Here is a 13,584-nt window from a genome sequence, read left to right as displayed (position 1 = left end):
TCCCGCGTAGGCTTGCAGCGCTATGACGAAGCCCTCCCTCCCCGATCTGCTCCACGCCGCCGTCTCCGCCGTCGGCGGCACCGAGCGCCCCGGCCAGGTGGCGATGGCCGAGGCCGTCGCCGAGGCCGTGGACGACAATGCGCATCTGCTCGTCCAGGCCGGCACCGGCACCGGAAAGTCCCTCGGCTATCTGGTGCCGGCGCTCGCGCACGGCGAGCGCGTGGTGGTCGCCACGGCCACCCTGGCGCTGCAGCGCCAGCTCGTCGAGCGCGATCTGCCGCGTACGGTCGAGGCGCTGCATCCGCTGCTGCGCCGCCGCCCCGAATTCGCCATGCTCAAGGGCCGCTCCAATTACCTGTGCCTGCACCGCCTCCGTGAAGGTGTCCCCCAGGAAGAGGAGGACGGCCTCTTCGACGTGTTCGAGCAGGCGACGCCGACCAGCAAGCTCGGCAAGGACCTGCTGCGGCTGCGCGACTGGGCGGACGAGACCGAGACCGGCGACCGTGACGCACTGACCCCCGGGGTCTCCGACCGCGCCTGGGGCCAGGTCTCGGTCTCCTCCCGGGAGTGCCTGGGGGCCTCGAAGTGCGCCTACGGGGCGGAGTGCTTCGCCGAGGCCGCCCGGGAGCGCGCCAAGCTCGCCGATGTCGTCATCACCAACCATGCGCTGCTCGCCATCGACGCGATCGAGGGCGCCCCGGTCCTCCCGTCGCACGAGGTCCTGATCATCGACGAGGCCCATGAGCTGGTCTCCCGGGTCACCGGCGTCGCCACCGGCGAGCTCACCTCCGGCCAGGTCAACCGCGCCGTCCGCCGGGCCGCCAAACTCGTCAACGAAAAGGCCGCCGACCAGCTCCAGACCGCCTCGGAGACCTTTGAGCGCCTGATGGAGCTGGCCCTGCCCGGCCGGCTCGAAGAGATCCCCGAGGAGCTCGGCTACTGCCTCATGGCGCTGCGGGACGCGGCCCATACGGTCATCTCGGCGCTCGGCTCGACCCGCGACAAGTCGGTCCAGGACGAGGACGCCGTCCGCAAGCAGGCCCTCGCCGCGGTGGAGAACGTCCATACCGTCGCCGAGCGCCTCGCGAACGGCTCCGAGTACGACGTGGTCTGGTATGAGCGCCACGACCGCTTCGGCGCGTCCCTCCGGGTGGCCCCGCTGTCCGTCTCGGGCCTGCTGCGCGAGAAGCTCTTCAACGACCGCTCGGTGACGCTCACCTCCGCCACTCTCAAGCTGGGCGGCGACTTCAACGGGGTCGCGGCCTCCCTGGGCCTGGCCCCCGAGGGCACGGAGGGCGAGGACGTCCCGCCGTGGAAGGGCCTGGACGTCGGCTCCCCCTTCGACTATGCGAAGCAGGGCATCCTCTACGTCGCCAAGCATCTGGCCCAGCCGGGCCGTGAGGGCAGCCGCACCGACATGCTCGACGAGCTCACCGAGCTGATCGAGGCCGCCGGCGGCCGTACCCTCGGCCTCTTCTCCTCCATGCGCGCGGCCCAGGCCGCCGCCGAGGAACTGCGCGGCCGGCTGGATCTGCCGATCCTGCTCCAGGGGGAGGAGACACTCGGCGAGTTGATCAAGGCCTTCGCCGCCGACGCCCGTACCTGCCTGTTCGGCACGCTGTCCCTGTGGCAGGGCGTCGATGTACCGGGCGCGAACTGCCAGTTGGTGGTGATGGACCGGGTGCCGTTCCCGCGTCCGGACGACCCGCTGATGAGCGCCCGGCAGAAGGCCGTGGAGGAGGCCGGCGGCAATGGCTTCATGGCGGTCGCGGCCACCCATGCGGCGCTGCTGATGGCCCAGGGCGCCGGCCGGCTGGTCCGTGCCACCGGCGACCGCGGTGTGGTTGCCGTTCTCGACCCCCGCGTGGAGCGGGCCCGCTACGGCTCTTTCCTCCGCAAGTCGATGCCCGACTTCTGGTACACCACCGACCGCAACCAGGTCCGGCGCTCCCTCGCCGCCATCGATGCAGCGGCACAGGCCGCACAGGCCGACGCGTAGGCTGCACCATCCGTTCCTGCGCCGCCACCACCCAGGGAGCCACCCCCGCCGGGCAGCAGCCACCTCCGCGAGAGCGGCGCCGGTTCGGGCACAAGAGCCGGTTCGCGCACAAGAACAGAGCCCCGGAACCGGCGCAGTGGTTCCGGGGCTCTGTCGTGAGGGGTGGGTCAGATGCGGCGCAGCACCGCCACCACCTTGCCGAGGATGGTCGCCTCGTCGCCGGGGATCGGCTGGTACGCGGAGTTGTGCGGCAGCAGCCACACATGGCCGTCCTCCCGCTTGAAGCGCTTGACGGTGGCTTCGCCGTCGAGCATGGCGGCGACGATGTCACCGTTCTCGGCGACCGGCTGGCGGCGGACCGTGACCCAGTCGCCGTCGCAGATCGCCGCTTCGATCATGGAGTCGCCGACGACCTTCAGCACGAACAGTTCGCCGTCGCCGACGAGCTGGCGGGGGAGTGGGAAGACATCCTCGACCGACTCCTCCGCGAGGATCGGGCCGCCGGCGGCGATCCGGCCGACCAGCGGGACGTAGGAGGCGGCGGGCTTGCCTGCGGTCTCCGTCGCGGCCGAGGTGGTCTGGTCCGAGCCGCGGACCTCGTAGGCGCGGGGACGGTGCGGGTCGCGCCGCAGGAAGCCCTTGCGCTCCAGGGCCATGAGCTGGTGGGCGACGGACGAGGTGCTGGACAGCCCGACGGCCTGGCCGATCTCCCGCATGGACGGCGGATAGCCACGCCGCTGCACCGAATCCCGGATCACCTCGATCACCCGGCGCTGGCGGTCGGTGAGTCCGGAACTGTCGGCTCGGATCCCTGGGGGCCGGCCGGGCAGCGAGCGGGCGGGCTTCTGCTCTTCGGAGTCCAACGTGGCGTCGTCCATCGGCGGCCGCTGTGCCTGTTGCTGATGCTCGAACCGGCTCTGGGAGTGGCTCTGTGCTGTGATGGTCGCGCTGTCTGCGGTGGTGGTCACGTCGGCCCCTCTCGAAATGTTCTCCCTAGCTAGCCAACGGTAGTTGCTTTCGAAAGGTTGCGCCAAACACACGTTCGAGTGAAATATTCGCCGATTGGCTGCTCGATCAAGTGGCTGGGTGTATGGCCGAACGGCAATTCCGGTCCCGGGCCACGCTCTCGGGGCTCGGGGCTCGGGGTCTCGGGCGTACTCCCGCGTTCTCCCGAGCGGGCTCCCCGGTCGTCCGGTGTGTCGGGCCGGCGGTGTGCGGGCGGATGCGGCACCGGCCGTCGCGACCCGGCCGATTCTGTCATCCCCGCCCCACCGCGCCGCCGGGCGGGTGGCTTCCCGTACTCTCATGGGCGACCGACCGGCCCGTCGCCGCAGCGACACGCGGTAGGCGGATGTAAGCGGCCCGACACCACATCTAGTGGTTGCATGCGATCGGTTACCCAGAAGTTGTGGTGCCTGGTCCCTCTGGGGGTCGGGAATCGCCTATGCTGGTGGCTACTCCGAAGGGCCCGTACGGGCCGGTCGGAGATATGTGCTGTGCGCGGGGTTCGTTGGCGTACGTACGTCCGTCTATCGAGGGTGAGGAGGGTGGAGCCATGCACTGCCCCTTCTGCAGGCACCCGGACAGCCGGGTCGTCGACAGCCGCACCACCGATGACGGGACGGCGATCCGCCGGCGCCGCCAGTGCCCCGACTGCTCCCGCCGTTTCACGACCATCGAGACGGCATCGCTGATGGTGATCAAGCGGAGCGGGGTCACCGAGCCCTTCAGCCGCAACAAGGTCATCGCGGGAGTGCGCAAGGCGTGCCAGGGCCGCCCGGTCACCGAGGACGCCCTCGCCAAGCTCGGCCAGCGGGTCGAGGAGGCGGTGCGCGCCACCGGCAGCGCCGAGCTGTCCACCCATGACGTCGGGCTCGCCATACTGGGCCCGCTGCAGGAACTCGACCTCGTCGCGTACCTGCGCTTCGCGTCCGTTTACCGGGCCTTCGATTCACTCGAGGACTTCGAGGCGGCCATCGCCGAGCTGCGGGAGCAGCGCGAGCAGGGGCCGCCCGGACAGGAATGCGGGACCGACGGGGAGGCCGGCGGTCCGGCCGCTCCCGTGCCCGCCACCGCCGCCGACTGAGCTCGGCGCACATCCAGGACCTGGTACCGGGGCGAGAGCAGGGCGTCCCGGTCGCAGAAAGACATACACCGTGCCACGGAATGAGTGCGCACATATGGGCGTTTGCCCGTATAGGGAGGCGGAATGACAGAGACGACGAGCGGCCCGGCACGAGGCTCCCGCGCCAAGGGCAGCAAGGCGAGCAAGGGTCTGCGTATCGAGCGCATTCACACGACACCCGGAGTGCATCCGTACGACGAGGTGGAGTGGGCGTCTCGTGACGTCGTCATGACCAACTGGCGCGACGGCTCGGTCAACTTCGAGCAGCGTGGCGTCGAGTTCCCCGGCTTCTGGTCGGTGAACGCGGTCAACATCGTCACGAGCAAGTACTTCCGTGGTGCGGTGGGTTCCCCGACCCGTGAGTCGAGCCTCAAGCAGCTCATCGACCGCGTGGTCAAGACCTACCGCAAGAGCGGCGAGGAGAACGGTTACTTCGCCTCCCCGGCGGACGCCGAGATCTTCGAGCACGAGCTGGCGTACGCCCTGCTCCACCAGGTCTTCAGCTTCAACTCGCCGGTGTGGTTCAACGTCGGCACCCAGCAGCCGCAGCAGGTCAGCGCCTGCTTCATCCTCTCCGTCGACGACTCCATGGAGTCGATCCTCGACTGGTACAAGGAAGAGGGGATGATCTTCAAGGGCGGCTCCGGCGCCGGCCTGAACCTCTCCCGTATCCGCTCCTCCAAGGAGCTGCTCTCCTCCGGCGGCAACGCCTCCGGCCCGGTCTCCTTCATGCGCGGCGCCGATGCGTCCGCAGGAACGATCAAGTCGGGTGGCGCCACCCGCCGGGCGGCCAAGATGGTCGTCCTGGACGTGGACCACCCGGACGTCGAGGCCTTCATCGAGACCAAGGTGAAGGAGGAGGAGAAGATCCGCGCGCTGCGCGACGCGGGCTTCGACATGGACCTGGGCGGCGACGACATCACGTCCGTCCAGTACCAGAACGCCAACAACTCGGTCCGGGTGAACGACGAGTTCATGAAGGCCGTCGAGGCCGGCTCGAAGTTCGGGCTGCGCGGCCGGATGACCGGTGAGGTCATCGAGGAGGTCGACGCCAAGGGTCTCTTCCGCAAGATGGCGGACGCCGCGTGGGCGTGTGCCGACCCCGGCATCCAGTACGACGACACCATCAACCACTGGCACACCTCGCCGGAGTCGGGCCGGATCACCGCGTCCAACCCCTGCAGCGAGTACATGCACCTGGACAACTCCTCGTGCAACCTCGCCTCGCTCAACCTCCTGAAGTTCCTGCACGACGACGACCTGGGCAACCAGTCCTTCGACGCCGCGCGCTTCGCCAAGGTCGTCGAGCTGGTCATCACGGCGATGGACATCTCCATCTGCTTCGCGGACTTCCCCACCGAGAAGATCGGTGAGACCACCCGCGCCTACCGCCAGCTGGGCATCGGCTACGCCAACCTCGGCGCTCTGCTGATGGCCACCGGCCATGCCTACGACTCCGACGGCGGCCGCGCGCTGGCCGGTGCCATCACCTCCCTGATGACCGGCACCTCCTACAAGCGCTCCGCCGAGCTGGCCGCGGTCGTCGGCCCGTACGACGGCTACGCCCGTAACGCCGACGCCCACAAGCGCGTCATGAAGCAGCACTCCGACGCCAACGGCGCCGCGGGGCGCATGGATGACCTGGACACCCCCGTGTGGGCGGCGGCCACCGAGGCCTGGCAGGACGTACTGCGCCTCGGTGAGAAGAACGGCTTCCGCAACGCGCAGGCCTCCGTGCTGGCCCCGACCGGTACCATCGGCCTGATGATGGACTGCGACACCACGGGCGTCGAGCCGGACCTGGCCCTGGTCAAGTTCAAGAAGCTGGTCGGCGGCGGCTCCATGCAGATCGTGAACAACACGGTCCCCAAGGCGCTCAAGCGGCTCGGCTACCAGCCCGAGCAGGTCGAGGCGATCGTCGCCCACATCGCCGACCACGGCAATGTCGTCGACGCCCCGGCCCTGAAGACCGAGCACTACGAGGTCTTCGACTGCGCCATGGGTGTGCGCTCGATCTCCGCCATGGGCCATGTGCGCATGATGGCGGCCGCGCAGCCCTTCCTCTCCGGTGCGATCTCCAAGACGGTCAACGTCCCGGAGACGGCCACCGTCGAGGAGATCGAGGAGGTCTACTTCCAGGGCTGGAAGCTCGGCCTGAAGGCACTCGCGATCTACCGCGACAACTGCAAGGTCGGCCAGCCCCTCTCCGCCAAGAAGAAGGAAGAGGAGAAGAAGGCCGAGCCGGTCGCCGAGAAGAAGGTCGTCGAGTACCGCCCGGTGCGCAAGCGCCTCCCCAAGGGCCGTCCCGGCATCACCACCTCCTTCACGGTCGGCGGTGCCGAGGGCTACATGACCGCCAACTCCTACCCGGACGACGGTCTCGGTGAGGTCTTCCTGAAGATGTCCAAGCAGGGCTCGACCCTCGCGGGCATGATGGATGCCTTCTCCATCGCGGTGTCGGTGGGCCTCCAGTACGGCGTGCCGCTGGAGACCTACGTCTCGAAGTTCACCAACATGCGCTTCGAGCCGGCCGGTATGACGGACGACCCGGACGTGCGGATGGCACAGTCGATCGTCGACTACATCTTCCGCCGCCTGGCGCTGGACTTCCTGCCCTTCGAGACCCGTTCGGCGCTGGGCATCCACTCCGTCGAGGAGCGCACGCGCCACCTGGAGACCGGTTCGTACGAGCCGTCCGAGGACGAGGTCGATGTCGAGGGCCTGGCCCAGTCGGCGCCGCGCCAGACGGAATCGGTGACGGAGACCACCCCGGCAGTGAGCATCGTCGAGGAGGCCGCTGCGCCGGCTCCCAAGCAGGCGCACACCAACGCCGAACTCGTCGAGATGCAGCTCGGAATCAACGCCGACGCGCCGCTGTGCTTCTCCTGCGGGACGAAGATGCAGCGGGCCGGCAGCTGCTACCTGTGCGAGGGCTGCGGGTCGACCAGCGGCTGCAGCTGAGCATGAACGGGTCGTGCGGGAGGCTTCTTCCCGCACGACCCTGGTCCCGGGCTGACGTGAGGTAGCTCGCGGAAGCGTGGAGGGGACCGGCCGGGCGCCGGTCCCCTCCGTCGTGTGCGTGGCAGTGCCCGGGGAAGGGGCGGGGCGTCCGGCGGTCGGCCGGTGGAGCGTTGCCGGGAGTCGTCCGTCGGCGGAGCAGGGGGCCAAAGGGGGAGGCGGCAGCGGGCCGCCTCCCCCTTCTTGCCACCCGGTGGTGCGCCGCTTCCCGTCAGCGGCCCATCAATGAGGAAAACGCGTTCGGGTCCGCGTCGAACCCCCGGAGTGCCGCACGGAAGCGCCATTGCCCCGCCCGGTCCCGGGTGAATTCGGCGACCGTGGCGGCGGTTGCCCCCGCGACCTCGGTGAAGTCGTTCTCCGCCAGATCGGTGTAGCCCTCGCGGATCCGTACGGCCGTGTTCTCGATGTCGCCGAAGACCTTGCGGCCCTCGCCCTGCTGGATGGCCACTCCCACGACCACCCGGGTGTAGGTGCCGGACAGCCGGTCCAGCTCCAGGGTCATGATCTCGTCGAAGCCGAACCCCTGGCCGGTCCTGCTGTCCCGGTTGAGGGTGATGGTCCCGTCGGGCGACCGGCTGTCGAAGTGCACCAGATAGGCAGGTTCGCCGTGCGGTGCGTCGGCCGTATACGTCGCCGCGACGATGTCGAGGTCATTGTCCGGTGTTCCGATGGGGCTGGGGTCCCACTTGAGGGTTACCTCGACCTTTTCGATCCCTTTGCTGAGCGTGCTCACCGGGCTTCCCTCCCGTCATCTCCCGGGGACCCGTCTCGACCCGTGTGGTCACGCGGACAACTCCCCAGGACTTCCCGTTGGCTGACCATCGTGCCACGCCCGGCGGCCCGTGGGCGTGGTGAACTGTCCCTGGTCACAGGTGCTTTGAAGAAGGCCAGATGGCTGGAAAGCGCCCTTTGGCGGACGGGTTCGCCGGCGGTAGGGCTCGGGGGACGCCCGTTCCGGGGGCGGGTGAGCTGCCGGGGCGTGCGTCTCACGTCCCGGCGGGGATCGGACGGGGGAGGCCGTCGGGAGGGCGCGAGGGTGTGCGGGTGCGGGTGCGGGTGCGTTGCGGGTCCGTGGTCCGGGCCGTCGGTGTGGGGAAAACGGGAGTCGACGCCCTCACGCCCTGTACGGCCGGCGATCTGCGGCTCGGTCATCGGGCGAGCGAGGCCGAGGACGTGCCGGGGCTGGATGACTCCTCGACTCCGGCCGAGGCCCGAGCCATGGCCGGGCGGGTGCGCACCCAGCGACCCGCGCCCAGCGACCCGCACCCAGCGACCCGCACCCGTATGGAAGTTCGGGCCGGTCGGAAGGTGACGCGCAGTGACCCCGCCCGGCCCTTGGGCCGTACGATGGCGCGGTGCTGGTCAAGTGGATTCGCCTCACCGTTGTGGACCGTCGAGGGTTCGAGCGGGGGCAGCGGAAATGGGCGGGGCTGCTGGGTGAGCCGGGGTTTCGAGGGCAGGGCGGGGGGTGGAGCCGGGGGCGGCCGGGTGTCGCGCATCTGGTCGCCTTCTGGGAGAGCCGGGCCTTCTACGACTCGTTCATGGCGCGCTCGCACGACCGGCTGGCGGCCTCCCAGGCCGGCACGTTCAAGGACGCCCAAGTACGGCTGTTCGAGCACGAGTTTGATGTGAAGGTGGGCTTCCGCCCCTCGTTCGGCGAGGTGGATGTGCTGCGGCTGGCGCACTGCCAGGTGCGCCAGGATCGGGTGGATCACTTCATGCTGATGCAGGAGAAGGTCTGGAACCCCGCGATGGCGGGCTCGCCGGGAATGCTGCGGGGGATGCTGGGGCGGGCTCCGGGGGAAGAGTTCCTGGTGCTCTCGATGTGGCAGTCGGCCGCCGAGCGGGGGAAGTACCGGCCCGAACGGGTGGAGCGGCTGGCGCTGCGTGCCCAGATAGCCGCCGATGTCCGGGCGATCGCGGGCGATGTGGTGCAACTCGAACCGTCGTGGACGGTGTGAGGGGCGGGCCGGTCAGGGGGCCGCACCGAGGGACGTAGCGGCCGTATTGCCGGTGGTGAACGCCCCGGCGCGGGCGGCGGCCAGCGTCGCCGCCACGGCCTGGTCGGCGAGGGCGTTGTCGACCGGCTCCCGGGTGATGAACAGGCGGAAGAAGAGCGGCGCGGAGACGGAGCGGACGAGTGAGCCGGCGTCGATGGGGCTGTCGGGGGTGGTCCCCGGGGCGGTGTCCGAGGGAGTGGCTGCCGGGGGGCCTGCCGCGGTGTCCGGCGTGGTGTCCGGCTCGGTGTCGGTATCGGTGTCTGGGTCCGCCGGCAATTCCCCGCGCCCAACGGCGCGTTCGACGAGGACCTCGCAGCGTGCGAACCGCTCGGTGTAGTAGTCACGCAGCGCCACGGCTGCCCGCTGCGACTGGAAGGCGGCGGCGATCATCGCGGAGCCCGTTGCGGCCACCGCCGGGTCGGTGAAAGAGGCGACGACCTCGCGGGCCAGGGCGCGGAGATCGCCCTCCAGGGATCCGGTGTCGGGCGGGGTCCAGCTGTCCTCGCCCGCAAGATCGAGGGCGTCCACCACCAGGCCTTCGACGTCTTTCCAGCGGCGGTAGAGCGTCGTCTTGTGCACGCCGGAGTGTTCGGCGACGTACTCCACCGTCAAGCCGGGATAGCCGTGCTCGGTGAGCCCGGCCAGCACGGCGTCGCGGACGGCGGCCCGGGTGCGGGCGGTACGGCCGCCGGGGCGCCGGGTGCCGGGGGTGGGGGCGGAGGCGCCGGCCTCGCGTCCGTTCTCGTGCACCGTCTCATCAGGCAATTGCATCTCCTGTTGTGTTAGCGGCTCACTGTGTGCCATCATCATGGTAATGCGACGAGGGTTGCATTTGTGCTGGGGGGAGGGATGCATGCTCACTCGGATCTCATTACGCGGCCTCATCGAGCCCTGTGGCAGCCGGCTGTCGCCCGCCGGCTTCTCCTGGCCGACGCATCCCCGCGAATTGCCGGTGCATCCCGGTGGGAGCGCCGGGACCGTGGGGGAGCGCGGCGCCGTGTCCGCACATGCCGCGCGCGGCATGTGCGGAGCAGGAGATTTAGGCTGGCGGCATGGCCCGGCCCCGGCGCATCGTTCTCATCCGCCATGGAGAGTCGGCGGGGAATGTCGACGACACCGTGTACGAGCGGGAGCCGGATCATGCGCTCGCTCTCACCGATACCGGGCTGCGGCAGGCGAAGGAGGCCGGCGGCCCGCTGCGCGAAATGTTCGGCGCCGAGCGGGTCTCCGCCTATGTCTCGCCCTACCGCCGTACCCACCAGACCTTCCGGGAACTGGGCCTCGATCCGGCCAAGGTCCGGGTGCGTGAAGAGCCCCGGCTGCGCGAGCAGGACTGGGGCAACTGGCAGGACCGCGACGACGTACGACGGCAGAAGGCCTACCGCGACGCCTACGGCCACTTCTTCTACCGCTTCGCCCAGGGCGAGTCCGGCGCGGATGTCTACGACCGGGTCGGGGCGTTCCTGGAGAGCCTGTGGCGCAGCTTCGAGGACCCGGAGCATCCGCCGAACGTCCTCATCGTCACGCACGGTCTCACCATGCGGCTGTTCTGTATGCGGTGGTTCCACTGGACGGTGGCCGATTTCGAGTCCCTGTCCAATCCCGGCAACGCGGAATGGCGCACCCTGCTGCTCGGCACGGACGGCCGCTACACCCTGGACCGGCCGTTCGAGCGCTGGTGTGTACCCGAGCCTTATGGCGTCACCGGTTAGAGTGCACAGCGATGACCCCCGACCACCGTGACGCAGACCGCTGTGCGCGGGCTCTGGCGAGCCTGCGCGGCCTCGCCGTGGGTGACGCCCTCGGCTCCCAGTTCTTCGTCCCCGCCCATTACCCCTCGCTCAAGCGCCGCGAGCTGCCTCCTTCTCCCTGGCAGTGGACCGACGACACCGAAATGGCCTGCTCCGTGCTGGCGGTGCTCACCGCCCATGGCCGGATCGACCAGGATGCACTCGCCCGCTCCTTCGCCGACCACCACGACTTCGACCGTGGCTACGGCCCGGCCGTCAACCGCATGCTGCGGCTGGTCCGCGAAGGCGGCGACTGGCGTGAGCTGGCCTCCGGCCTCTTCAACGGCCAGGGCTCGTGGGGCAACGGCGCTGCCATGCGCATCGCCCCGCTCGGCGCCTGGTATGCCGACGATCCCGAGCAGGCCACCCACCAGGCGGAGATCTCCGCCTACACCACCCACCAGCACCGCGAGGCGGTCGTCGGCGCCATGGCCGTCGCCGCCGCGGCCGCCCTGGTGGCCGACCCGGCCCGCGACACCGGCCCCGAACAGCTGCTGGACGGCGTGCTGGAACTCATCCCGCGCAGCGCCGTACAAGCCGGGCTGCGCCGGGCGCGCGACATGCTCGACTACGCCGACTCCGGCACCGTCGCAGCCGTCCTGGGCTGCGGACGACGCACCAGCGCCCACGACACCGTGCCCTTCACCCTCTGGGCCGCGGCCCGGCATCTCGGCAACTACGAGCGGGCGTTTTGGACCACTGCCCAGGCGGGCGGTGACGTCGACACCACCTGCGCCATCGTCGGCGGCGTCGTCGCGGCCGGCCGCGCGGGAAGCCCGCCCGAGGCATGGCTGGACGGCGCCGAGCCTCTCCCGTCCTGGACCCCTGCCCTCGCCGGCTGACCACTGCCGGTTTCGTCCCGCCGTTTCCTCATCGCCGCGCCGCGGCTCGCCCTGGTGCGCTTCCGTCTGCCCGGCGCCTCCAACAGGTGGCATCGGTGGCCGAGTTGGCCCCGTAGGGCCCCGCGCCGAGCAGGGTGGCGGCAGCGGTCCGGCGCCGGTCTCGCCCGCCTGGGCCCGACTCCGCATACCCATCCGTATACCCATCGGTAGCGGAACCGGACGGTCCTGTTCACCTCCTGGCCCTACGGTCGCCGACACTGTTTGCCACGAGGTGGGGATCCGGTGCGGACGGCTGGGCCGAATAGGCGTAACCTGGCTGGCGCCATGCCGTACGAGCCCCCCACCCATTCCGTCGAGCGATCATTGCGCGCCACGACGGGCGCCAAGATCGTTGCAGGTGTCGACGAGGTCGGACGCGGAGCGTGGGCCGGTCCGGTCAGCGTCTGCGCAGCCATCACCGGTCTGCGCCGACCGCCCGACGGTCTCACCGACTCCAAGCTGCTGACCCCCAAGCGCCGTACCGAACTGTGCGAGGTGCTCGGCAATTGGGTCACCGCGTACGCCCTGGGGCACTCCTCGCCGGAGGAGATCGACGAACTGGGGATGACCGCGGCTCTGCGGCTCGCGGCCGTACGCGCCCTGGAGGCGCTGCCGGTCCGGCCGGATGCGATCATTCTCGACGGCAAGCATGACTATCTGGGCGCGCCATGGCGGGTCCGCACGGTCATCAAGGGCGACCAGTCCTGCATCGCGGTCGCTGCCGCGTCCGTGATCGCCAAGGTGCGGCGCGACGCGATGATGGCCGAACTGGGCCTGGTTCACGCCGACTTCGACTTCGCGGCCAACGCAGGCTACCCCTCGCCGACCCATCGCATCGCCCTGGAGGAGTACGGTCCTACGCCGCACCACCGAGTGTCGTGGTCCTACATGGACGCTCTGCCCCGGTGGCGGCATCTGAAGAAGGTGCGCATCACCCCCGAAGCAGCCGCTCTGGAAGCCGGTGGCCAACTCGGCTTCGATTTCTGAGCGGTGCGGACATCAATTCGCTACCCGATGACGTGTTCCGCACTTACGTTTGATAGACATCCCTTTATGCCTCTCATCCCCGAGGAGCCTCAGATTCACGAGAGTGTCCCGGGTCCCCGCGCAACTCCGGCCGCCGGCCGTACCGCGCCGACCCCCCGTCCTGTTCCTGGTCCCGGTCCCCGCCCCGCACCGCCGCGTGGCGCTCCCGCGTCCAGTGTCCGTCCGGGCAAGCCCGGACCTGCTGCCCCGCCGCGTGGGCCTGTTGCCGCTCCGCCGGCGCAGCGCACCAGCTCCCCGCAGCCGCCCGCCGGCAACACCGGCACCGCCACGGGAGCGCAGCTCCAGCTGATCCCGGCCCCTGTCGACGGTGCCATCGACGCCGCCGACGAGGCCGTCGACCTGCTGCTGGACTCCGGGCGTGCGCCGGGCGACATCCTGGTGCTGACCACCGGTGAAACGCACCCGTGGGCCGCGCATGAGCTGTCCTTCGGTGAGGCGTCCTACTGGGCCCAACACGACGCCGTGGACGATGTGTTCTACGCGGACGCCGCTGCGGAACGTGCCACCGGCCGGCCCGTCGTGGTCGTCGCCGTCAACGGCGGCACGGACGAGGTCACCGCGCAGGCGCTGCCCGCCGCGATGGCCCGTGCCGGAGCGCTGCTGATCGTCTGCGGTGATCCGCAGCGGATCAACACCGTTCTCGGCGCGCACGCCTGACCGCTGCCGGTCCGCAACAGCCCGTCGGCCCTCGAGGCCGTCGGGCTCGCTTGCGTTCCTGGCTTGG

General features: G+C 70.1%; 11 protein-coding genes. 8 read left to right on the top strand and 3 right to left on the bottom strand.

The window, feature by feature from the left end:
* The first annotated feature begins 22 nt into the window (after positions 1-22).
* Positions 23-1,999, top strand: coding sequence for an ATP-dependent DNA helicase (locus ACWGJY_RS13980; RefSeq protein ID WP_453261033.1), 1,977 nt, complete (start codon positions 23-25; stop codon positions 1,997-1,999).
* 167 nt (positions 2,000-2,166) lie between these two features.
* On the opposite strand, the gene lexA is transcribed toward ACWGJY_RS13980, so the two are convergent.
* Complete coding sequence (lexA, locus tag ACWGJY_RS13975; RefSeq protein WP_453261032.1) at positions 2,167-2,967, bottom strand: transcriptional repressor LexA; 801 nt, start codon at positions 2,965-2,967, stop codon at positions 2,167-2,169.
* A gap of 587 nt (positions 2,968-3,554) precedes the next feature.
* On the opposite strand from lexA, the gene nrdR reads away from it, so the two are divergent.
* On the top strand, positions 3,555-4,085 hold the full coding sequence (gene nrdR, locus ACWGJY_RS13970) for a transcriptional regulator NrdR (RefSeq protein ID WP_453261031.1): 531 nt from the start codon (positions 3,555-3,557) through the stop codon (positions 4,083-4,085).
* Positions 4,086-4,208: 123 nt separating this feature from the next.
* Complete coding sequence (locus tag ACWGJY_RS13965) at positions 4,209-7,085, top strand: vitamin B12-dependent ribonucleotide reductase (protein WP_453261030.1); 2,877 nt, start codon at positions 4,209-4,211, stop codon at positions 7,083-7,085.
* Positions 7,086-7,353: 268 nt separating this feature from the next.
* On the opposite strand, the gene ACWGJY_RS13960 is transcribed toward ACWGJY_RS13965, so the two are convergent.
* Positions 7,354-7,875, bottom strand: coding sequence for a TerD family protein (locus tag ACWGJY_RS13960; protein WP_453261029.1), 522 nt, complete (start codon positions 7,873-7,875; stop codon positions 7,354-7,356).
* Positions 7,876-8,497: 622 nt separating this feature from the next.
* On the opposite strand from ACWGJY_RS13960, the gene ACWGJY_RS13955 reads away from it, so the two are divergent.
* Positions 8,498-9,103 carry a YdbC family protein gene (locus tag ACWGJY_RS13955; RefSeq protein WP_453261028.1) on the top strand — a complete coding sequence of 202 codons (606 nt, stop codon included), beginning with the start codon at positions 8,498-8,500 and terminating at the stop codon, positions 9,101-9,103.
* A gap of 12 nt (positions 9,104-9,115) precedes the next feature.
* Here the strand turns inward: ACWGJY_RS13955 and ACWGJY_RS13950 are convergent, their stop codons facing one another.
* Positions 9,116-9,913: a TetR/AcrR family transcriptional regulator C-terminal ligand-binding domain-containing protein gene (locus ACWGJY_RS13950; RefSeq protein ID WP_453261027.1), complete on the bottom strand. Its 798-nt coding sequence runs from the start codon at positions 9,911-9,913 to the stop codon at positions 9,116-9,118.
* 281 nt (positions 9,914-10,194) lie between these two features.
* Here ACWGJY_RS13950 and ACWGJY_RS13945 point away from each other — a divergent pair, with 281 nt between their 5' ends.
* The 4 genes from ACWGJY_RS13945 to ACWGJY_RS13930 all read left to right on the top strand — a co-directional run bounded on the left by ACWGJY_RS13945 (position 10,195) and on the right by ACWGJY_RS13930 (position 13,517).
* Positions 10,195-10,854 carry a histidine phosphatase family protein gene (locus ACWGJY_RS13945; protein ID WP_453261026.1) on the top strand — a complete coding sequence of 220 codons (660 nt, stop codon included), beginning with the start codon at positions 10,195-10,197 and terminating at the stop codon, positions 10,852-10,854.
* An 11-nt stretch (positions 10,855-10,865) separates the two neighbouring features.
* Entirely contained in the window at positions 10,866-11,774 is a 909-nt protein-coding gene (locus ACWGJY_RS13940; protein ID WP_453261025.1) for an ADP-ribosylglycohydrolase family protein, read from the top strand.
* Positions 11,775-12,098: 324 nt separating this feature from the next.
* Positions 12,099-12,800: a ribonuclease HII gene (locus tag ACWGJY_RS13935; RefSeq protein WP_453261024.1), complete on the top strand. Its 702-nt coding sequence runs from the start codon at positions 12,099-12,101 to the stop codon at positions 12,798-12,800.
* A 66-nt stretch (positions 12,801-12,866) separates the two neighbouring features.
* Entirely contained in the window at positions 12,867-13,517 is a 651-nt protein-coding gene (locus ACWGJY_RS13930; RefSeq protein ID WP_453261023.1) for a hypothetical protein, read from the top strand.
* The last annotated feature ends 67 nt before the right edge of the window (positions 13,518-13,584 follow it).

This window comes from Streptomyces sp. NPDC054765, from assembly GCF_053612065.1.
This window is presented reverse-complemented; position numbering and strand designations above follow the sequence as displayed.

Bases quoted from the DNA above. Each gene is read 5' to 3' on its own strand.
- ACWGJY_RS13945 (WP_453261026.1), top strand. From the start codon at position 10,195: ATGGCCCGGCCCCGGCGCATCGTTCTCATCCGCCATGGAGAGTCGGCG.
- ACWGJY_RS13930 (WP_453261023.1), top strand. From the start codon at position 12,867: ATGCCTCTCATCCCCGAGGAGCCTCAGATTCACGAGAGTGTCCCGGGT.
- ACWGJY_RS13940 (WP_453261025.1), top strand. From the start codon at position 10,866: ATGACCCCCGACCACCGTGACGCAGACCGCTGTGCGCGGGCTCTGGCG.
- ACWGJY_RS13935 (WP_453261024.1), top strand. From the start codon at position 12,099: ATGCCGTACGAGCCCCCCACCCATTCCGTCGAGCGATCATTGCGCGCC.
- nrdR (WP_453261031.1), top strand. From the start codon at position 3,555: ATGCACTGCCCCTTCTGCAGGCACCCGGACAGCCGGGTCGTCGACAGC.
- ACWGJY_RS13965 (WP_453261030.1), top strand. From the start codon at position 4,209: ATGACAGAGACGACGAGCGGCCCGGCACGAGGCTCCCGCGCCAAGGGC.
- ACWGJY_RS13950 (WP_453261027.1), bottom strand. From the start codon at position 9,913: ATGCAATTGCCTGATGAGACGGTGCACGAGAACGGACGCGAGGCCGGC.
- ACWGJY_RS13980 (WP_453261033.1), top strand. From the start codon at position 23: ATGACGAAGCCCTCCCTCCCCGATCTGCTCCACGCCGCCGTCTCCGCC.